18 protein-coding genes and 1 pseudogene are annotated in these 22,136 nt (G+C 29.4%); 4 read left to right on the top strand and 15 right to left on the bottom strand.

Translation table 11 applies throughout. The annotated features are described in order from the left end of the window. Positions 1–101: 101 nt before the first annotated feature. Genes carB through AT682_RS01350 form a run of 4 tightly spaced genes read left to right on the top strand, consistent with a single transcriptional unit; the run spans position 102 to position 5,573 of the window. Positions 102–3,371 carry a carbamoyl-phosphate synthase large subunit gene (gene carB, locus AT682_RS01335; RefSeq protein ID WP_002882451.1) on the top strand — a complete coding sequence of 1,090 codons (3,270 nt, stop codon included), beginning with the start codon at positions 102–104 and terminating at the stop codon, positions 3,369–3,371. A gap of 5 nt (positions 3,372–3,376) precedes the next feature. Then, positions 3,377–4,444 carry a DNA methyltransferase family protein gene (locus AT682_RS01340; RefSeq protein WP_002830207.1) on the top strand — a complete coding sequence of 356 codons (1,068 nt, stop codon included), beginning with the start codon at positions 3,377–3,379 and terminating at the stop codon, positions 4,442–4,444. Then, a complete protein-coding gene (locus tag AT682_RS01345; RefSeq protein ID WP_002845699.1) occupies positions 4,441–5,154 on the top strand; it encodes a R.Pab1 family restriction endonuclease in 714 nt (237 codons plus the stop codon). Before AT682_RS01340 ends, AT682_RS01345 begins: the two co-directional genes overlap by 4 nt. After that, complete coding sequence (locus AT682_RS01350) at positions 5,151–5,573, top strand: hypothetical protein (protein WP_002882450.1); 423 nt, start codon at positions 5,151–5,153, stop codon at positions 5,571–5,573. The genes AT682_RS01345 and AT682_RS01350 overlap by 4 nt, the downstream gene beginning before the upstream one ends. Here AT682_RS01350 and tal read toward each other — a convergent pair whose 3' ends face one another. From tal to AT682_RS09730, 15 genes and pseudogenes are all read right to left on the bottom strand, one after another. Continuing rightward, entirely contained in the window at positions 5,574–6,551 is a 978-nt protein-coding gene (gene tal / locus AT682_RS01355; RefSeq protein ID WP_002854543.1) for a transaldolase, read from the bottom strand. It abuts the gene before it with no gap. Then, positions 6,551–7,174 carry a phosphoserine phosphatase SerB gene (gene serB, locus AT682_RS01360; RefSeq protein ID WP_002868733.1) on the bottom strand — a complete coding sequence of 208 codons (624 nt, stop codon included), beginning with the start codon at positions 7,172–7,174 and terminating at the stop codon, positions 6,551–6,553. Before serB ends, tal begins: the two co-directional genes overlap by 1 nt. Next, the gene (gene cheW, locus AT682_RS01365) at positions 7,174–7,695 is read right to left on the bottom strand and encodes a chemotaxis protein CheW (RefSeq protein WP_002826355.1); all 522 of its coding nucleotides are present in this window, start codon (positions 7,693–7,695) and stop codon (positions 7,174–7,176) included. Before cheW ends, serB begins: the two co-directional genes overlap by 1 nt. A 4-nt stretch (positions 7,696–7,699) precedes the next feature. Further along, complete coding sequence (gene cheA / locus AT682_RS01370) at positions 7,700–10,009, bottom strand: hybrid sensor histidine kinase/response regulator (RefSeq protein WP_002854228.1); 2,310 nt, start codon at positions 10,007–10,009, stop codon at positions 7,700–7,702. Positions 10,010–10,012: 3 nt separating this feature from the next. After that, on the bottom strand, positions 10,013–10,969 hold the full coding sequence (cheV, locus tag AT682_RS01375; RefSeq protein ID WP_002868735.1) for a chemotaxis protein: 957 nt from the start codon (positions 10,967–10,969) through the stop codon (positions 10,013–10,015). Beyond that, positions 10,962–11,720, bottom strand: a complete 759-nt coding sequence (locus AT682_RS01380) for a UDP-2,3-diacylglucosamine diphosphatase (protein WP_329610713.1) — start codon at positions 11,718–11,720, stop codon at positions 10,962–10,964. Before AT682_RS01380 ends, cheV begins: the two co-directional genes overlap by 8 nt. 9 nt (positions 11,721–11,729) lie before the next feature. Further along, entirely contained in the window at positions 11,730–12,215 is a 486-nt protein-coding gene (gene greA, locus AT682_RS01385; protein WP_002868737.1) for a transcription elongation factor GreA, read from the bottom strand. An 11-nt stretch (positions 12,216–12,226) separates the two neighbouring features. Then, positions 12,227–13,321: a lipid-A-disaccharide synthase gene (gene lpxB, locus AT682_RS01390; RefSeq protein ID WP_002868738.1), complete on the bottom strand. Its 1,095-nt coding sequence runs from the start codon at positions 13,319–13,321 to the stop codon at positions 12,227–12,229. After that, positions 13,318–13,878, bottom strand: coding sequence for a DUF3226 domain-containing protein (locus tag AT682_RS01395; RefSeq protein WP_002868739.1), 561 nt, complete (start codon positions 13,876–13,878; stop codon positions 13,318–13,320). Before AT682_RS01395 ends, lpxB begins: the two co-directional genes overlap by 4 nt. Positions 13,879–13,880: 2 nt before the next feature. Next, complete coding sequence (locus AT682_RS01400; protein WP_002868740.1) at positions 13,881–14,936, bottom strand: AAA family ATPase; 1,056 nt, start codon at positions 14,934–14,936, stop codon at positions 13,881–13,883. Between the two features lie 9 nt (positions 14,937–14,945). Further along, entirely contained in the window at positions 14,946–16,859 is a 1,914-nt protein-coding gene (locus AT682_RS01405; protein ID WP_002882448.1) for a site-specific DNA-methyltransferase, read from the bottom strand. After that, positions 16,852–19,716 carry a restriction endonuclease gene (locus AT682_RS01410; RefSeq protein ID WP_002882447.1) on the bottom strand — a complete coding sequence of 955 codons (2,865 nt, stop codon included), beginning with the start codon at positions 19,714–19,716 and terminating at the stop codon, positions 16,852–16,854. The genes AT682_RS01405 and AT682_RS01410 overlap by 8 nt, the downstream gene beginning before the upstream one ends. A gap of 98 nt (positions 19,717–19,814) precedes the next feature. Continuing rightward, positions 19,815–20,567, bottom strand: a pseudogene (gene peb3 / locus AT682_RS01415) (AcfC family glycoprotein adhesin PEB3). A gap of 177 nt (positions 20,568–20,744) precedes the next feature. Next, positions 20,745–21,338, bottom strand: a complete 594-nt coding sequence (locus AT682_RS09725) for an MFS transporter (protein ID WP_050552831.1) — start codon at positions 21,336–21,338, stop codon at positions 20,745–20,747. A 192-nt stretch (positions 21,339–21,530) separates the two neighbouring features. Then, positions 21,531–21,905, bottom strand: coding sequence for an MFS transporter (locus AT682_RS09730; protein ID WP_079263860.1), 375 nt, complete (start codon positions 21,903–21,905; stop codon positions 21,531–21,533). Between the last annotated feature and the right edge of the window lie 231 nt (positions 21,906–22,136).

A 22,136-nucleotide genomic window follows, 5' to 3' on the forward strand; every position in this document is an offset into this window, starting at 1 on the left:
TTCCTAGATTAAAAGCAGATTAAAATTATATCGATAATTTCAAAGTTTATAAAACTAATTTTTGTTATAATCAGCCCAAATTTATGCTCTTAGGAAAATTTATGCCAAAACGAACAGATGTTAAAAGTATTTTACTTATAGGAAGTGGTCCTATTGTGATAGGACAAGCTTGTGAATTTGATTATTCTGGAACTCAAGCCGCAAAGACTTTAAAAGAATTAGGATATCGTGTAGTATTAATCAACTCAAATCCTGCAACCATCATGACAGATCCCGAATTTGCAGATGCGACTTATATAGAACCCATAACAAAAGAAAGTATTTTAAGTATTATTAAAAAAGAAAAAATCGATGCCATTTTGCCAACTATGGGTGGACAAGTGGCTCTAAATGTAGCTATGGAAGTTTATGAAAGTGGGCTTTTAGGCGATGTGAAGTTTTTAGGTGCAAACCCTGAAGCGATTAAAAAAGGCGAAGATCGTCAAGTTTTTAAAGAATGTATGAAAAAAATCGACATGGATTTACCAAAATCTATGTATGCGTATAATTATGATGAAGCTCTAAAAGCTGTGGATGAAATCGGCTTTCCTTTAATGATCCGTGCTTCTTATACCTTAGGCGGTGCTGGAAGTGGTGTGGTTTACAATATGGATGAATTTAAAGAACTCGCTAATGCTGCTTTAGCACTCTCGCCAATCCATGAAATTCTTATCGAAGAAAGTTTGCTTGGATGGAAAGAGTATGAAATGGAAGTTATCCGTGATAAGAATGATAATTGCATTATCGTGTGTAGTATAGAAAATCTTGATCCTATGGGGGTACATACAGGAGATAGTATCACAGTCGCACCTGCTCTTACTTTAACTGATAAAGAATACCAAGTCATGCGTAATGCCTCTTTTGCCATTTTGCGTGAAATAGGTGTCGATACGGGCGGATCAAATGTGCAATTTGCTGTCAATCCAATAAATGGTAGAATGATAGTTATTGAAATGAATCCAAGGGTTTCAAGATCAAGTGCCCTAGCTTCTAAAGCAACGGGTTATCCTATAGCAAAGGTTGCGACACTTTTGGCAGTAGGATTTAGCTTAGATGAGATAAAAAATGATATTACAGGAACGCCTGCATCTTTTGAACCTGTGATTGATTATATTGTTACAAAAATTCCTCGTTTTACTTTTGAAAAATTCCCAGGAGCCAATACAACTTTAGGCACAGCCATGAAAAGCGTGGGTGAGGTAATGGCTATAGGACGCACTTTTAAAGAAAGTATACAAAAAGCACTTTGTTCTTTGGAAAGAAATTTAAGTGGTTTTGATAGAGTGAAATTTGAAGATAAAAACGATCTTATCTTTAAAATTCGCAACGCTAACGAAAAGCGTTTGCTTTATGTTGCTCAAGCTTTTAGGGAAGGTTTTAGCGTAGAAGAACTTTATGAGCTTTGTAAAATAGATCCTTGGTTTTTAACACAGATTAAAGAAATTGTAGATTTTGAAGAGCAAATTGATATGGATATTTTAAACAATAAAGCTCTTTTGAGAAAAGCAAAAACTATGGGCTTTTCAGATAAAATGATAGCCTTGCTTGTAAATTTGAAAGATAATTTAGAATTAAGCCAAAATGATATTTATTATGCAAGAATGAAGCAAAAAATCATTGCAGAATTTAGTGAAGTGGATACTTGTGCGGGTGAATTTGAAGCCTTAACTCCTTATCTTTATTCAAGTATTAATATAAGTGAACTCACTCAAAGTAAAAACGATGCTAAGGATAAAAAAGAAAAAAAAGTGATGATTATAGGTGGGGGGCCAAACCGCATAGGACAAGGTATAGAATTTGACTATGCTTGCGTACATGCTTCTTTTGCGCTTAAAGATATGGGTATTAAAACCATTATGTATAATTGTAATCCTGAAACCGTTTCGACTGACTACGATACAAGTGATATTTTGTATTTCGAGCCTATTGATTTTGAACATTTAAGAGCGGTGATTGAGCGTGAAAAACCTGATGGAGTGATTGTGCATTTTGGTGGACAAACTCCTTTGAAATTTGCTAAGCGTTTAAGCGCTTTTGGAGCTAAGATTATAGGTACTAGTGCAAGAGTAATTGATATGGCAGAAGATAGAAAGAAATTTGCCGAATTTATTACAAAATTAGGCATTAATCAGCCAAAAAATTCTACCGCAACAAGTGTGGAAGAAGCAGTGCTTAAAGCTAGTGATATAGGATATCCTGTGCTTGTAAGACCAAGTTATGTTTTAGGTGGGCGTGCGATGCGTGTGGTAAATGATGAGGCCGAACTTAGACTCTATATGCAAGAAGCTGTAGATGTGAGCGATAAAAGTCCTGTTTTGATCGATCAGTTTTTAGACAATGCTACAGAAATTGATGTTGATGCGATTTGTGATGGCAAAGATGTTTATGTGGCAGGAATTATGGAGCATATAGAAGAAGCAGGAATTCATTCAGGTGATAGTGCTTGTTCTTTACCACCTTGTAATATTGATGAAAAAATGCAAGAATTTATTGCACAAAAAACCGCAGATATTGCTTTAAATTTAGGAGTTGTAGGGCTTTTAAATATACAATTTGCTTTACATAATAATGAGCTTTATATGATAGAGGTAAATCCTAGAGCTAGTCGTACTGTGCCTTTTGTTAGTAAAGCTACAGGCGTTCCTTTGGCAAAAGTAGCAACGCGTGTGATGTGGCAAGGAAATTTAAAAGAAGCTTTGAAATTTTATGATACTTTCAAAGTGGTAAATTTTGATGCTAAAATTTTACGCCCTAAAACTCCAAAATATATGAGCGTAAAAGAAGCAGTATTTCCATTTGCAAAACTTAGCGGAAGCGATTTAGAATTAGGTCCTGAAATGCGTTCAACGGGTGAAGTTATGGGTATAAGCAAGGATTTTGCAAATTCTTACGCAAAAAGTCAAATCGCATCGTTTAATCATCTTCCAGAGCAAGGCGTGGTATTTATCTCCTTAAAAGATAAGGATAAAAAATATACCAAAAAAATCGCCGCAGAATATGTAAAGCTTGGCTTTAAGCTTATGGCAACAGGGGGAACTTGTAAGGAAATTTTAGAAAGTGGTTTTGAGTGCGAACTTGTACATAAAATTTCAGAAGGACGCCCCAATGTTGAAGATAAATTGAAAAATGGGGAAATTCACTTAGTTATCAATACAAGCGATAGTCACAGTTTTAAAGGTGATACGAAAAAAATTCGTGAAAATATCATTCGTTTTAAAATACCTTATTTTACAAATTTACGATCAGCTTTAGCAGGTGCAAAATCGATTAAAGCTATACAGAATAAAAGCTATTTAGAAATCAAGAGTTTGCAAGAATATTTAAAGGACTAGTATTGATGCAAAACCATCTTAACAGAGAAATAATGATTAATTTAGGAAGTTATTACACTCCTATTTTTCTTGTTAATAATGTTTATAAATTATTGGAAAAATGGGTTGATAACTTAAATGATTATATTTTTTTAGATAGTTCTTGTGGTTATGGTGATTTTTTTATTAAGGATTTGGATTATATTGGTTGCGATATTGATAAAATTGCACTTAGTCAAGTGAAGAATGCAAGAATCATTCATACAAATTCTTTGGTAAATGTAGATAGGAAAAAATTTAATCTTAGCAACGATGATAAACTTATCATTATAGGTAACCCACCCTATAATGATAAAACTTCAATTATTCGTTCAAATATCAAAAAAGAGCTTTTTTATTGTGATAAAACATTGATTTATAGGGATTTGGGAATTTCTTTTTTAAGATCGTATGAAATTTTAAAACCAGAATTTATTTGCATTTTACATCCATTATCATATTTAATTAAAAAGACAAATTTTAATGCTTTGGCTAAATTTAAAAATACTTATAAATTAATTGATGGTTTAATTGTTTCATCTGAAATTTTTACTCCAAAGTCTAACACTTTTTTTCCTATTATCATTGCTTTTTATAAAAGAGACAGCCAAGGTATGAATTATGAATATATAAAAAATTATACTTTTAAAACTATAGAAGGAAATGAATTTATTTTGAAGAATTATGATAGTATTGCTAATTATGTTCCAAAGTATCCTAATCAAAAAGATACAAGAAAGGCTATTGCCTATTTTCATACTTTAAGGGATATTAATGCTTTGAAGCGTAATCAGACTTTTATGTTATATCAAAATTCTAACTCTATTAAAGTTTTTGAAGATAATTTAAAATATTATGTTTATATACATTTTTTTAAAAAATATTCTTATTTATTGCCCTATTATTTTGGGAATTTAGATATATTTATTAATCATCATAATTTTTTAAAAATAGAAGATGAGTTTTTAAATTATTTTTATGAGAAATCTTATAATGAAAATAAAATTAAGGATTATTTTTATAATCTTTTTAACCATAAAGAAGGGATAAAATGAATTTTAAAATTGATTATGAGTTGCCTTTAACTTCTGTTGCAGGAAAAATTAGAATAAAACAAAGAAGTACTTTTAATGATTATGGACTCCCTGTAGCTCCCACAAAAATTAACATCAATGTTAAACATTATGTAGAATGGCAAATAGGATATGATATGGTTGCAGGAAAAAATGATGGAAATTTTATAGGTGCAAATGGAAAAGATAAAAAACTTTATGAACTTAGTGATATTATTTTTCAATTTTTTAAACATAATATCATTTTGAAAGAAAATTTATTTGGCATTAAAAATTTTTTAGAGAATAATGAAGAATTGATAGAAGATAAAATGAAAATTAATAGGACTAATTTTACGCAGAAACAAGTAGCTGGGATTAATTTTTTAGAATCTTATGTTTCTTATCCTTTGTTGGTGTATCAATTTAACAATAATGAGTTTTTAAGTGAAATTATAATAAAAGAAAAACAAAGAGCCATCGGAGTTCAAGGAATGTTGTATTTTTGTTTTCCTGTTCATTTGCTTAAAAATATTAATGGAGAAAGAAATTTTTTAAATAGATGTATTGAAAGTAAGGAAAAGGGATATTTAGAGATTAGTCGAAATAATATAAATATTTTTTTAGAAATGTTGAAAATTTTTGGAATTTTAAGTAACAATCATCGATATGATGTTTTACAAATTATAGAGTTTATTTTAAATAGTAAATGATTTATCTTGCACAAACCGATACTACTGCAGGGTTTTTAAGCAAGGATTTAAAGAAAATAAATGCCTTAAAGAACAGAGATGAAAATCAACCTTGCTTAATCACTTCTGCGAAATTTTGCGAGTTAAAAAGTTTAGCAAGAATTCCAAAATCTTTTAAAAATTTAGTACGTCGTTCTAAAAAAACAACTTTTATTTATCCAAATAATCAGGCCATTCGCATTGTGAAAGAGTGTAAACATGCGAATTTTTTAAGTAAAAATGGCTATTTTTATTCATCTTCGGCAAATAAGCATGGAAAAGAATTTGATGAAGAATGGGCTAGAAGTGTTGCTGATATAATACTTGATGAGAATTTTTTCGAAAATATCCCATCAAAAATATTAAAACTTTCAAAGAATAAAATGATAAAAATACGTTAATTAAAGAGCTTTTAAAATATCTTCAAAAGCAATACAAAATTGCTCTATGCCATCGCTTAATAAATCATTGCAAGCTTTTTCTCGTTCGCTTTGAGAAATGATTTGATTAAGTTCTGTATAAATTTCAAAATTCATTAAAGGTTTTTTAAAATCCATTTTTCCTTTAAATGCCTCTATTGCATCAAGAGGAGCAGTATTAACAGAATTCTCAAAAAGAAGTTCTTTGATATAATAGTCTTTTGGCAGATCATCTCCTTTAACTCCAGTGCTTGCAAACAAGGCGCGAATATTAGGTTCATTTTTTGAGTAGATATTGTTATAAGCTAAATTTGCATTTAAAATTCCAATACGATTTTGCTCTTTGGCTTTAGGATTTAAAAGTCTATCAAAACGACTTACAAAAATACTTATAACAGCTTGTGGTGTTCTAGTATTTTGTTCTTTTAAGGCTATATTGTTTTTTCTAAATTCGAATAAACCTGCATTTAAAGCTTCAAAACATTTTTGACTTTGTTCAAGAGAAAAAATTAAGGTAGCATTGACGCTAATACCATTTTTCATAAGTTCATACATTACTTCATAAGAAGCTTTTGTAGCTGGTATTTTAATCATTACATTTTCTTTGCTAATAGCACTATAAAGTCTTTTAGCTTCGCCTAAACTAAGAGTCGTGTTATCATGAAGTCTTGGATCTATTTCAATACTTATAAATCCATCATTTTTTTGATAAAAAAGAGGAGCTAATTTATCAGCTGCTTTTTGAATATCAGAAATTGCTAATTCTTCATAAATATCTTTTGTTTTTTTTCCTTTTAATTTAAGAATTTTATCTTTATAAATTGGAGAATTTAAAATAGCATTTTTAAAAATAGCAGGATTTGAAGTAGCACCATTAATTCCATGTGATAATAAATTTAAAAATTCATTATCTAAAAAACTATTTTCTATAAAATCACACCAAAGAGAAAAATTTTTCATTATATTACCTTTATTATTTCTTTTAAGTCTTTTATATCTATGCAAATATCAGCTTTGGAACGTAAAATTTCTTTAGCACAAAATGCAATCTTTAATCCACTTTCGTTAAACATTGCCAAATCATTTGCCCCATCGCCAACACACATCACTTCATCTGTTTTCAAATTTAAAAAGCTTTTTAATCGTTGTAGCATCAAGCCTTTTGAATTTGAAAACATCATTTCCCCACCAACTAGCCCTGTTAAAATGTCATTTTTATGATGCAGATAATTTGCAAAACCGAGGTTAATTCCAAGTTTTTGCATAGCAGGATCTATGCCTTCATGAAAACCACCGCTAAAAATAACAATTTGTATGTTTTTAGATTTTAAATATTGGATAAGTTCATGTGCTCCATGCATTAGTGGAAGTGTGCTACTTAATTCTAAAACTTTTTTATAAGACATACCTTTTAAAAGGCTTACTCGTTTTTGAAGACTTTCGAAAAAATCAAGCTCTCCAGCCATGGCATGGCGGGTAATTTCGCTTGTTTGATTACCCTTGCCATGTGCTGTAGCTAAAATATCGATGGTTTCACCATCCATTAAAGTAGCGTCAAAGTCAAAAACACAAAGTTTAATCATTAAAATTCGCGCTTAAGTAAAGCTTCTACTTTGAGTATAGTTAAGATATTTTCATCTCTTTTTCCTATACCATAAATCATACCTTTGTCCTTAACTAAAGTTTCAGGTGGTGGATCGATTCTGTTTCTGTGAATTTTAATTGCTTCAGTTAATCTATCTATAACAAAACCAGCATTTCCTCCAACTCCAGTTCCATTTGTCTCACCTCTTAAAACAATATATCTTGTTTGAGGTGTCATTTTAGAACTTCCTAAATGAAAGCGTTGAGCTAGATCAATGAGCGGCATAACATTACCACGCATATTAAAAACCCCTAGAACATAATCAGGTACACTAGGAACTCTAGTATATTCTATAGGTTTGATGATTTCTTGTATATTAAGAATTGGAATCGCATATTCCTCATCTCCAACTACAAAGCCGACAAGTTGGATGATATCATCTTCTCTTTGATCGACATCAGGACCAGCCATCTGAGTTTGCTGTTTTTGCAAAATTTGCTCTAATTTTTCATTACTCATATTCTTATCCTAGTTTCAAATTTTTTCTAACCACATTTTCCAAGTATTCTGGAGAATAAGGTTTAGTGATATATTCAGTCATACCCACTTCAACACCTCTTAAGCGGTCAGTTTTACTTGTTCTTGAAGTAACTGCTATCAATGGTAGGTTACGATATTTAGAATACTTTCTAATTTCACCAGCTAAGGTATATCCATCCATTCTTGGCATTTCGATATCTATAAGCATTGCATCAATATCATGTTCGCCAGATTTTATAATATTCAATGCTTCAACACCATTTGTTGCTTCAACTAAACTAATTCCTAGTGGTTCTAAAGCTTTTTGCATTAAAGTTCTATCCATTTTAGAATCATCTACAATTAAGACTTTATAGTCACTTGGTTGTTCTTTAGGTTTTTTGGCACTTGATTCTAATTGCGCTTTAATATCAACTTTAATTTCTTTGGCCATATCCATCATAGCACCTACATCAATGATTAATGTCACTCTACCATCACCACGGATTGTAGCTCCTGCTATACCTTGGATATTTTGTAAATAATCACCCATAGATTTAATAACTATTTCTTCTTGTCCTACAAGAGTATCTACTATAATACCAAGCTTGCTTTCTGCTACCCCTATAACAACGACATAAGTTTGATCACCGCTTTCAAGGACTTGTTTAACTCCAAATACATCTGAAAGTCTCACAAGAGAAAGCACTTCATCTCTTAAGCGTAATACATTTTTACCTTCGATAGTATAGATATCATCAATTGGCACTCTAACTGTTTCAAGAACGCTTGCAAGTGGAATTGCATAGAATTCCTCTTGAGTTCCTACAAGTAAAGATTGAATGATTGCCAAGGTAAGAGGAATTTTAAGTTTAAATGAACTTCCTTTACCTAACTCACTATCAATTTCAATTACCCCATTAAGTTTTTCGATGTTGGTTTTAACAACATCCATTCCTACACCACGACCTGAAACATTTGTTACTTTAGCCGCAGTTGAAAAACCAGGCTTGAAAATCAAAGCAAAAGCTTCTTTGTCTGTCATTTGATCTGCTTCTCTTTCGGTAATCAAATTTTTCTCTATAGCTTTTGCTTTTAAGCCATTTGGATCAAGTCCTTTACCGTCATCTGTAATTTCTACAACGATGTGATTGCCCTCATTATAAGCTTTAAGTTGGACTATACCTTTTTCAGGTTTTCCATTCGCTGCACGAGTTGCTGGATCCTCAACACCATGATCACATGAATTTCTAATCATATGCATGATAGGATCGCCAATTTCTTCTACAATAGATTTATCAAGTTCAGTTTCTTCACCTGTAATTTCAAGTTCTATTTGCTTTCCTAATTCACGACTCAAATCACGAACAACTCTTGGGAATTTATTGAAAACTTTTGCTATAGGTTGCATTCTTGTTTTCATTACAGCAAGCTGAACATCAGTTGTAATAATACTTAATTGACTTACAACCTGATTAAGTTCTTCAAGGAATTTTTCTCCTTCATAACGCTCTTCAACATCATCGTAAATTTTAAGCAAACGGTTTTTACCTAAAACAAGCTCCCCAATTAGATTCATTAAGTGATCTAATCTTTTTACCTCCACGCGTATGGTTTGATCCATACTGCTAGCATTGCTACCTGAAGCAGGAACTTTTTTCTCTCCACTTTCCGCAGGTTTATTTGCTGTATTGTTAGTCGGTTTAGGTGCCGCATTTGTTGTTTGTTTCTTTTGTGCACGACGAGCTTGATCTTCAGCTTTTCTAACTTTTAAAAGTCTTTCTATTTCAGCTTCAACTTCAGAATCACTTAATTGATTAACATCTACTTCAGGTTCTGGAGTAGCTATTTCTTGTTTTGGTGCTTCTGGTTCTGTTTGTGGAGTAGATTTTTCATTTGAATCTGTTGCCGCAACAGGAGACTCTCCCTCTGAAATAGCTGTTAATCTTGCGCAAATTGGTTCTATATCCATACCAATAGCAGTATCGTTGCCATTATCACGAATGGAATTAAGCAAAGTTTTCATTCTATCAATAGACTCTAAAACCACATCCATGATATCTGGAGTTATTTTTAACTCGCCATGTCTTGCTTTGTTTAAAACATCTTCCATGTGGTGAGTTAACTTTGTTAAAACATCAAAATTTAAGAAACTTGATGATCCTTTAACCGTATGTGCAACACGGAAAATTCTATTTAATAATTCTAAATCTTCTGGATTTGATTCAAGCTCTACTAAATCATGGTCGATTTGCTCAACAAGCTCAAAAGCTTCAACCAAAAAGTCTTCAAGTATTTCTTGCATATCTTCCATATTTTACCCCTGTTCTTGAGATTGATGTTTTTTAATAACCTTTGCAATTTCATTGAAGAAATCGCTAGCGTTAAATTTGACAAGATAGCCTTCTCCACCAGCTTCTTGAACACCTTTCTCATTCATAAATTCATTTGATAAAGACGAGTTAAAGACTATAGGAATATCTTTAAATCTTGGATCTTCTTTAATGCGTGCAGCAAAGTGGAAACCATCCATTTGTGGCATTTCGACATCGCTTACTATAATTTTTAAAGTATCATTTAAACTTTCACCATAAACTTGGCTTAATTCTTCTAATTTGTTTATGCCCTCTACGCCGTCCTTAGCTTCAACAATTTGAAAGCCCATCTGTTGCATCATTTCTTTGACGCGTTTTCTAGCAGTCATGCTGTCATCAAGTATAAGTGCTGTTCCAGTAAATTTTTCTATTTTTCCAAAATCTATATCTGTTTTTGGAGCGTAAATTCCTAAATCTTCAACAACACTTTCAAGATCTAAAATTAGCAACACTTCATCATTTTCAATGCGTGTTACACCTGTGATTTTACCTTTATCTAAAGCACCTGATCTTGTAGAAAAAGTTGCTGGTTCTATATCTTTCCAGTTTATTCTACGAATTCTTTTTGCTTCGTGAACTATAAAACCAATAAGAATATTGCTAAATTCAGTAATAATAACTCTAGGTTTTAGCATAGTGCTTTCTGGCTCAGTGATTTGCATCCATTTGGCAAGATTGACTACAGGTATAACCACTCCACGAAGATCAAAGATACCTTCGATGTAATCAGGTACACCTGGAAGTTCTGTAAGGCTTGGCATTTTTATAATCTCCCTTACCTTAGAAACATTTACACCATAAATTCCTTCATAGACTTTATCGTGTCCTTGCTTAAAGATACGGAAATCGACAAGCTCCATTTCATTTGAACCCGTTTTCACGATATTTTCATCAAACATTTTGACCCCTCAATTTCTGTTCTCGAAATTTGATTTCTTGCTGATATTCTACTACAAAAAAACTTCTCTCATATGCAAAACTAGCTAAGTTAAGATATTTAATGTTTTCTTTGTTGATTTGATGATTTTGATGATAGTGTCCTTCACATACCCAAAATCCTAAATTTTCATATCTTTCATATCTTTTTTTCGCTAAATTTTCAAAATCTTTTATTTGATAAAAAAGGTTTTTTTTGTTTTGATTTTGAAGAATTTTATTTGAAATAAAATTACAAGTAATAATATTTAAAAAATTCAAAAATATAAGCAAATAATGATTTCTTAATGTTTTAAGAGTAAATTGTAAAAGAGGTGGTAAAAAAATATCTCCGTGAGCTAATTTTATAAAAGCATTATTTAAAACAAGATTATTACTTTTACTTGTATGCAAATTAAGCTTTATGGGCTGCTCTTGTAAGTTAAAAATTTTTACCCTTTTAAAAAAACAAGAAAGATTAAAATCATGATTGCCTTCTAAGTAGATAATTTCAATTTTTAAGGCCAATTCTTCTAAAAGTTCTATGTAAGGTTTAGCAAATTCATGTGTAGCAGAGATTTCGCCTATAAGCAAATCGAAAATATCACCCATAAGTATGAGTTGAGGGGTGGAAATTTTACCTTTCTTTAAGGTTTGTAAAAATTCCCAAAATTCCTTTCTTTGTTCATTTTCATGAGCATCCGCGATTAAAATCGCTCCATTTTGTAGTAAAATTTTTTATCCTTAAAATTTCAAAGGCTCATAATTTATAGAAAGGATTTCAAATTCACTCTCACCTTTTGGCAAACGCACTTTAAAATCATCTCCTTCTTTTTTCCCAAGCATAGCTTTTGCTATTGGAGATGCGATGGAAATATAACCCTTATCTAAATCTCCTTCGCAAATTCCTACTAGAGTATATTTATTTTCTTTTTCTGTATCCAAATCCATGATCACAACACTTGAACCAAATTTCACACTATCGTGTTCATAGCTTGAAGGATCGATCACTTGAGCTCTTGCTAGCAAGTCACTAAGCTCTGCAATACGACTTTCTATCAAAGCTTGTTTTTCTCTTGCAGCATGGTATTCCGCATTTTCTTTCAAATCCCCATGACTCCTTGCTGTATCGATTTCTATTACAACGGCAGGGCGTTGATTGTCTTTTAAATCTTTTAATTCTGCGGCTAACTTATCATAGCCAAATTGACTCATTGGTTCTTTTTGCATGATTTATCCTTTTATATTTCGCTTAGGATTTTTGCTAAATTTTTAGCACTTCCAAATTGTAAATATTCTTTTAAAAAATCAACTTTAGCAAAAAATGCCTTATAATCATATTTATTGTAAGCTTCATATAAATTTAAAACATTGACTTTATTTTGTAAAAATTCAGGATTTAAGGCTTCTTTTCCAGCGAAATCACAAAAAATATTTGCAAGTCCTATGTGTTTTAATTTTACAAAAAGTTTTGCGATAAAAATATCGATAGCCTTTGCCTTATAAGCAAGAACAAAAGGAGTTCCCACTAAAGCTGCTTCTAAAGTAGCTGTTCCACTACAAATAAAGGCAAAATCAGCTTTTTTAAGCACTTTTGGAGTGTTACTTTCTATCTTAAATTCGCTAATATCACCATAAATTTCTAATTTTTCAAGATTAAACGAGGGAACGCAAAGAATTTTTTCACCCTTAAATTTTTGAGAAAGTTCTTTAAAAATAGGCATTAAACGCTTAATTTCACTACGCCTTGAACCTGGTAAAAAGGCTATAGTTTTTTCATCATCTTTTTTTGAAAATGTATGATTAATGTCTTCTTGATTTTTAAATTCTTTTATTTCATCTAAAAGCGGATGGCCTATATAGGTGCTTTTGTTAAAAAACTGATTATCAAAGGGCAAAATAGAAGCTAAAATATCAAAATGACTTTCTATGATAGGTATGCGACCTTTTTTCCACGCCCAAACTTGAGGCAAGATATAATAAATGCGTGGAATTTTACTGCCTGCTTTTTTTAAAGCCTTAGCAAAAGGTATGTTAAAAGCGGGCGAATCTATACATAAAATCCCATTTATTTTTTGAGTAAAACTTAAATTTACAAGTTTTTTTATAGCTTCTTTTGCTTTAAAAATCAAAGGCAAAACTTCTATAAAACCCATAGCACTAAATTCATGCGAACTATACAAGGGCTTGGAATTTAAGGTAAATTCTTGACACAAACTCTCATCATAAATTCCATAAAGTTCAAATTCGCCAAAGTCTTTTTTATAAGCTTTTAAAACTTCTTTTAAATGCAAATTTGCTGAAGGCTCTAAAGCACAAACTAAAAAGGTTTTCATTTTAATAAAAATTCTTTTAAAGAATTTAAATACTCACTTTCTAAATTAAAATATCTATTATCTATTATATAATTTTTATCACCATTTTTATAACCAAAACTATGATTATATGCATAAACTTTAGACTTTTTTGCTGGTAATTTTATATTTTGATTTTTCTCTTGCAATGTTTTTAAGCATTCTGTGTAATGATCAAAGCATTTTAATACACACTCTTCTTTGGCAATATTTTCTATTAAAGTTTCTAAATTTCCTCTATCTTTATTATTTGGAATTAAAAAAATTTCACATTTGTCGAAAAGTTCATCTCCTAATTGCTCTTTAATATTTTCTCTTGCTGCTTCCAAATCATTATCTGCATCAAAAATTATTTTAACCTTTTCAACTTCTCTTATATCATTTTTGTATTTTTTAATATCCTTATTACTTTTAAGTTTTTTGTTTCCACCAACTTCTATAATTTTAAAATTAATAGTCTTTTTAAATCGAGTTGATAAATAATCTAAATAACCTTTTAAAAACTCTTCATCATTTAATCCTTCAACAAAAATTACCATTATTAATCCCTTATTTCATTATTATTTTCTATATTACTTATAAGTTCTTCTTGTGTTAATTTAACACTTTTTATTTGTTTGTTTTTGTTCTCATATATATTAAACACTGATACTTTTTCATTTTTTTCTCTATATAAAATTTCACTTAATTTTTGTAACAATTCCAAATTATGTGTAGTAATGAAAAACTGCACATCATTATTTGTCTTTAAAATGGCATTTAATAATTTTTCAATACCTTCATAATGAAGACCATTTTCTAGCTCATCTATTAAAATATATTTTTTTCCAGATAAAATCGAAGCACGAATAGCAATATACTTTTTAAAACCCTCACCTAAAAGTTTAAAATTTATAGTGTGATTTAAATTTGATTTTTGAGTTACAATTTTTCCATCAATAAAAGAAAGTTCTTCTATATCATCTGAAAATTCTTTGCAAATTCTTTTTAATTCTTCTCTTTTTTGTTTATCTGATAAAATTAAACTAAGATGATTGATTAAATTTTTATCATAAAAACTATTTTGATAAATAAAATCTACACTTAGTGTCATAGAAATTTTTATTTCTTTATTTTTATTTGGTCGCAAATTCATAGTTTGTTGAAATTGAATTTGTCCTGGATTTGGAAAAGTTTTTTTAATATTAAAAGTAGTTTCAACTCCTTGAAAATTTTCATAAATAAAATTAATCTCATTGATGCCACGGCTAGTTTCTGTTATTAAATTATCTTGTTTATCAAAAGGAACATTTGTGTAGCTTATATTTTTATCACAATCAATTTTTAATTTATTTTTATCACTTTCAATCAATGGTTTTTTATTTAAATCATAATCATAAAAAAAGCTTTGAAAAGCATCATCATCTACATGTATTTTTCTGACATCTAAAAGCTGAATAATATCATTTGGATTTTTTAGTAAAAAAGCATACAAAGCTTCTAAAATAGAAGTTTTACCAGTATTTGCTTTGCCTACAAAAAAATTTATTTTTGAAAAATCTTCAAGCTTTAAATCTTTTATGCCTTTAAAATTTTTAATTTCAATACTATTTATCATTTTCTCTCCTTAATACACCATTTTCAAGCGTTCTTTTAAAAAGCTTTCAAGATTTAAATAATCTTCTAAATTTATATCATCATATCCATTAATGTACACATTTTCATTTTGTGTTTTTCTTAAAAATTCTAAAACTTCATCATCGCAATTTACTATATAAAAACAATCTTCGCACTCATAAAGTTTATCTTTTAAAATCATTTTTAAGTCTTTGTCTAAAGTCTTACCATTTAGCAAGGCTAAATTTAAAGCTTTCTCATAAGGGCTTAAATTTTCATGATATTTTAAATTTAAAGTGTTTAATTCATCTTTTGTTAGTTCTGGTTTTTCTACAAGAGAAAATACTTTAAAGCCTAAATCTAAATTTTTATCCACATTTTCTTTTAAAATTTTCTCACCCGCTCTTTTAACTCTTTCTATGGTTATATCGCTAATAACTGGGTTTTCGCTTCCTAGTTCATTTTTACAAAAATCATAAGCGATTTTGCTTTTATTCTCATCAATTTTTTCATCAAGTTGCACTAGAATAAATTTACGATTTCCATTATCTTCCGCGTTGAGTTCCATTACTGCTTGTGCTGTCGTGCCACTACCTGCAAAAAAGTCTAGGATAATATCATCGTTTTTAGTAACATTTTTTATAAATTTTTTAATTAATTTTGAAGGTTTTGAATAGTTAAAAATCGGGAGTTCAAAAATTTTTTTAATCTCTTCTGCAGCATCATTATTTGTATAAACATCCTCTTCTATTTTTTTGCTTAATAAATTTCGCATAGGACGGAAGGGGATGTCTTTGCCAAAATTTTTATAAAATATAGGTTTCATTCCTTTTATAGATTTAATTTCAATTTTTCCACCTTGTTTTATCTCATCATCAATTTTTTGTTGAGACCAGCAAAATCTACCTTTAATTTGAATATCATCTTTAGCAATTCCATTTGTTATCTCTACATCTTTTAAAATTTCTATATTAAATTGTTTTGATCCATACTCACCCCTTTTTAATAAACCATTAAATTTTCCATTTTCAAATATACAAAAATTTTTATCTAAAATTCTTTCACTTACATTAGATGATTTTATAATTAACTCTCTATGACCTTTTGGATCAATAAGTGCATCTCTTGTACCTTCAAAAGTTTCACTTTTTCTATAAATTAAAATATATTCAATTAAATCTACAATATTTTTACCTAAAAATGAAGCATTATCTTTTTTATGCCAAACAATATTTGCCACAAAATTCTCTTCCCCAAAAATCTCATCACAAAGAATCTTTAAATTTGCTTGTTCATTATCATCAATGCTTATAAATATCACTCCATCTTCTCTTAGTAAATCTCTAGCAAGTTTAAGGCGTGGTAGCATAAAGCCAAGCCATGCACTATGACTTCTGTCGCCTTTAGCATTGATAAAGAAATTTAAAATTTCACTTCTGATTTCTTCACCTTCTTCTGTGATTTCTAAAAGTCCAACTTCTATTAAAAGTTTTTTATGCTCTTTTACAAAATCATCATTATAAATAAATTTATCATTTTTAGTATTGTAAGGCGGATCGATATAAATCATTTTTATTTTTTCATAGTAAGCGGATTTTAAAAGTTTTAAGGCATGAAGATTATCCCCTTTTATGATAGCATTTTTAGTGCTTTGGCTATCTTTGCTTAAACTCTTATGAAATTTTAATTCTTTAGTATTTGGAGTATCGTAAAGAGCATTTGCTAAAGCTTTGCCTGTGAAACTTAACTCATAACCTCTAATTTCTTTATTATTTAAGCCTAAAAGCATAGCAATAGCCTTTAAATCGACTTGTCCATCTTTTATGCTTTGTGGGAAATTTAGCTTTAAATACTCTAAAAGTTCATTTTTATTTTCTTTTGTATTGATTAAATTTTCTTTTTTGATTTTATTTATATCAAGCATTATTTTCCTTTAAAACTTCATTGATACAATGAATTAATTTTTGTTTATTTATCCTTGTGTTAAAAATAATTTTTATATTTTCATCTTTTAAATTCTCATCTAATTTTTGAAAAAACACTCTAGCATAATCTATCTTTTTTCTTTCATTTAATGCGATATCGCTTTCTTTATCATAGCCTTTGCTTTCGCATACAAAAAAGATTTTTTTACCCTTTTGATCTTCTAAAAAATAAGCAAAATCAGGTTCATAGTTTTTATAAGGTGTAGGGATGCTAAGTTTTGGTAATTTGGCAAAAACTTTTATCGTTTTAGTTTCGATAATTTCATGATTTTCTTTGATGATTTCTTTTTCTATATTAGAATCATAAATCACACTTTCATAAAGATAATTTTTAGCCGGTTCTTCATCATCTTTGTAACGCCCTAATTTTTGCATAGCGATACTTTCTTTAAATTCACCATTTTCTATCAAATTTTCATAAGAATTTGAAAAAGCATGAAGAGAAAATTCATAATTTATAGAGTGTAATAAACTATGATGAATTTTATCTTTGATGATGTTTTTTAGGCTATTAAAAGCTTTTTTTGGAGAGTTTTCAAATTTAGTTTTATCAAGTTTTTCATAAATTTTTAGCAAAAATACTAAAGGAAATTTTTTATCTTTACTGAAATTTAAAAGCAAATTTTGTATTTCTTGGTAAAGGCTTTTTTTATAATCAATTTCTTCCAAGGTTTTAATTTCTTCAGTGATGATAGAATTTTGCTTAGCGTCAAAAAGTTTTCTTTCATAATACACGCGTTCTTTTTCTATATTTAAAGCATTAAAAGCTAGTATAACTTCATCTATAATATTTTGTTCGTTTATGTTTTGATAAATTATTTGTGCTTTTTTATTAATTTTTTCCCAAAGCTCTTTAAAATCTTTGGCTAAATGCGTTCTTATTTTGACTTTATTATCTTGATTTTTAGCATCGATGATTTGCTTATGCGTGTTGTTTGAATTTTCTTTAAATATATTTAAGAATTTATCAAATTTATCGCCTAAAAGTTCTTTAAACTCTTCATTATCCTTTATACTTTCATATATAGGAGATAAGATTTTATAATTATTTTGTTCTTCGTTAAAAGAAATTAATTTTGATTTTTTTAAAAGATAAATTAAATCACTAGCTAAATCTACATTGAGTAAATTCTCAAGAAAGTTTTTTTCTAGTGTTTGACTATCAAATCTAAAACTAGAATCTAAAACTTCTTTTTGCAAATTTTCTATATAATCAACTTCTCTTGCACTCACTAAAATATCAAGATAATTAATATCATAAAATTGATTGTCATCAAAATCTAAATAATTATGCGTAATTCTCTTACCTTTATCATTGACACAAAGCCTTAAGCCACGCCCCACTTGTTGATGAATGCTAATTTGCGAAGATGAATTTGAAAGTTTGGTTAAAGTAAAAATATTTGGATTATCCCAGCCTTCTTGCAAAGCCCAAACGCTGAAAATAAAACGCAAAGAAGTATCAAAAGAAAGTAATTTTTCTTTTTCTTCTAAAATAAGCTTTACTCCATTAGCTTCTTTTTCATCAGGACTTCCTTTATCACCACTAAAATAGCCTTGATGAACTCTTAAATTTCCTGCTTCATCAAAGTCTTTTTCTAAATATTCTTTGTATCGAACATCTAAATTTAGCTTTAAAATTTCCTTGCGTTTTTCTTTGTAAAGTTCTTCAAAAGTATTTTTAATAAAAGGACTTTCGCCCCTAAAATCTGTGATGTTCGAGATAAAAAACAAACTTAAAGCTTTGATACCTTTTTTAAAAAGTTTTTCTTCCTTTTCAAAATGCAAGTCAATCGCTTTTTTTAAAAGTTCTTTAATTTCATCATTGTTTAAAACATAACTTTCTTTTTTCTCGATAATAGTTTCATCATTAAAATAAGCTTTATTATCCTTTACTTGCGTTAAAATGGCATTATTTAAAAGAGAAAAACTATCTTGTAACTTTATTGTTTCTTCTCTTTCTATGCCATTTAAAGTATAGGTAAAAATTGCTTTTTTATTTTTATACTCTTTAAGAAAAATATTGTTTGTATTTGCTCCTAAAGTATGTACTTTGACTTGTTTTACAAGATATTCTTTAAAAGCAGATATAGAATCAAGACAATAGATCATATTGCTAAGTTCATAATCTTTTTCTTTTGGAAAAGTCGCCCCAAAGCGAAAATAAAGTGAATTTATTTTTGAAAAATATTCATTAAAAGCCTTTCCTTTAAGTAAATGAGGCTCATCAATAATACTAATAGGTTTTAAATCTATGATATTTTCAAAAACGCTTTTGAATTCAGATAAACTTTTAAATAAACTTTCATTTTGTTGATTAAGCAAATTGGTTTTTTTATCAATAGCACTATTCGTTAGAACTAGTATTGAAAGCTCATTTTTATTGCTAATATAGTGATTGATAATAGCATTTTGACTTTTGCTATCTGAATAATAATAAGCCTTTAAATATTTTTGATATTCAGAATAAAAATAAGTTTTCGTAAGTTCTATATTTTGCCTTACGCTTTCTAAAATTGCTTTTCTTGGAACAAAGATAATAAATTTATTTTGTTTATAAATTTTGTGAAGTTCAAAAATTAAATTTAAATAAGTAAAAGTTTTGCCCGTGCCTGTTTCCATTAAAATATCTAAATTTAATTTATCGCTTATATTTTGCATTGGCAAAAAAGTGCTTTTATAGAATTCTTTTAAGCACTCTTTTAAATTATCTTGTCTTTTGAAATCAAAATTCTTTAAAAGTGTGATAATATTATCTATGCACTTAACTTGATACTCTTGTTTTTCAAAAATCATTCACATTTTCCGATAAAATATTTTAAACATTTTATCTTATTTTGGCTTAATTAAAAGAAGTTATGGAAGAATACACGCTAAAAAGCGTGTATGAAGGTTTATTCTCTCCAGCCGTATTTTTTAAAAATTTCTTTAGCTTCCTTAGAACTTAAATAAGCAATAAAATCTTGTGTTTCTTTGCTCGCACCTTCCTTGGCTACCACATTAAAGTTCTATAAACAACCAAGTCTTTTTCTATAGCTACGACAGTTCCTATGTCAGAATTGCTTTTTGATCAGTCAATCCAAGTGATCCAAGCATCGGCTTGATCTTGTGCGAAAAGCTTTCTTGCACTTCCACTATTTGGAACAAAAGCTACGATATTGTTTCTAAAATTTTGTATGGTTTTTATATCTTGGGTTCTGCCTATCATATCTTCCTAAACTCCAGTTCCAGAAGTATTGCTCTTTCGAGCACCTTCAGGCACAACGATTCTTACTTTTTTATTGGCCAAATCTTTTAAACCTTTGATTTTTAAAGGATTGCCTTTTTGAGTAAGTATGATAGCTTCTCTAAAATACAAAGGCTTGATTTTACTCACATTAAAATCTTTTCCAAAATCACTCGCTATAGCTAAAGCCGATTGATCTGAAGCGCCAAATAAAATATCTGCATCTTTTTTAGCCTTTTCAAACCAAGTCGCTTGAGAGTCAAAATTTACATTTACTTTAACGCCTGTTTTTTCGCTATATTTGCTTGCCATATCTTTGTAAGGCAGTGTGTGGGTCACCTCGTCCGTAAAGATTTATATCCGCATTTGCTATACTAAAAGCTAAGGCGCATGCACCAAATAAAGTAATAATTTTTTTAATAGTGTTTCTTTTCATGATAAATTTTTATTGATTGCAGGTGAGATTTTAGAACTATATGTTAATAAATAATAAAAATATTATTAAAATCTAACTTTTGCTTGGTATTTTTACAAGCAAAAGTTATGTTATTGATACTTCTTTTGAGCACTAAGGAGCATGATAAGACCAGCATTCCAACTACCATAGTAATCCACAGCCCAACCTATAAGCCTTTGTTCCAAGTGAAGCGCCGACTATATAACTCATAAAACCACGAAGTCCTACACAAGATCCTACTGCAAAAGCAGGAACGACTTCCATAGTTTGCACACTTGCTAAAAATTGTGGTATATAGACCAAATACCCCGCCATAGCTGCAAAGAAAGTAATCATATAAAGATTATTTGAAGTAAAATATCCAATAATCATAAAGAAAATAATCACTATAGCACCTATAGCAGGAGGCATTCTATAGCCTTTAAAAATTTTATCTGAAATATATCCTGCAAGTAAAGTAGAAGGTATGGCAGCCCATTCAAAAAGCCAAAAGGCAATACCCATTTGTTCTTTATTAAAGCCTTTTGTTTCTAGTAAGTAAATAGGAAGCCAAGAAATAAGCCCAAAACGCACCATATAAACAAAAGTATCCATCCAATCCACATACCAAGCATTTTTATTTTTAAGCACATAACGATAAAAAATTTCAAAACTGCTTAAATTTGGACTTTCTACAGTTTTGATTTCTTCTGTTTTAATCCCTCGCATTTCATTGATTTCAGTAATATCAACCAAACCTTCATTTTTAGACTTCCTTTAACTGCATAAAGCACATAAAGACTAATGATAACTGCACAAACAGCAGGAACATAAAAATGATTCATGTGCCAATATGTTTCATTAAAATCCGCCATACTCACACCCAATAATGCTGCCAAAGCAAAACCTGAAAGTGAAACTATAGGAGCAACTATCTCGCCTCCTATATTATGTGAGATATTCCAAACAGCCGTGTAAATTCCCCGCTCTTTTTTTAGGATACCAGTTTGCAAGAGTGATAAAAGAAGGATCCACTCCCATACCTTGAAAAACCCAAGCGAGATAACAAAACCTACATAAGCGTAAAAAGAATTTGAAAAACCAAGTAAAACATTTACAAGAGCACATAAAATAAGACCTAAAGCCATATATTTTTTTGGGATCAGCTTTATCGCTTATAACGCTCATTGCACCTTTGCTAATCCCGTAAGCTATAAGCATTGAGCCTGTGATTGTTCCGATGTCTGATTTACTGAGATCAAGTTGATTTTGTATAAATGGAGTTGAAAGAGTGATATTATTTCGTACAAGATAATATCCCATATATCCTATAAAACCCCACTTAAACTCCAAGTTCTCATTTTGTAATATCTAGGTAAAATTTCCTCTTTAGGAAATTTAATAGCTTTTGCCTTAGGCTTGAAAAAATCAAACATATTTAAACCCTCCTTACTAACTTTATATTTTTATAGTTTAAATAATATTAATCGATATAAAATAAAAAAATAATTAAAAATAATACGAAATTTATATAATTTAAAATTAAAATTTTTA

It is taken from the genome of Campylobacter jejuni (genome assembly GCF_001457695.1).
Classification (GTDB): Bacteria; Campylobacterota; Campylobacteria; order Campylobacterales; family Campylobacteraceae; genus Campylobacter_D; species Campylobacter_D jejuni.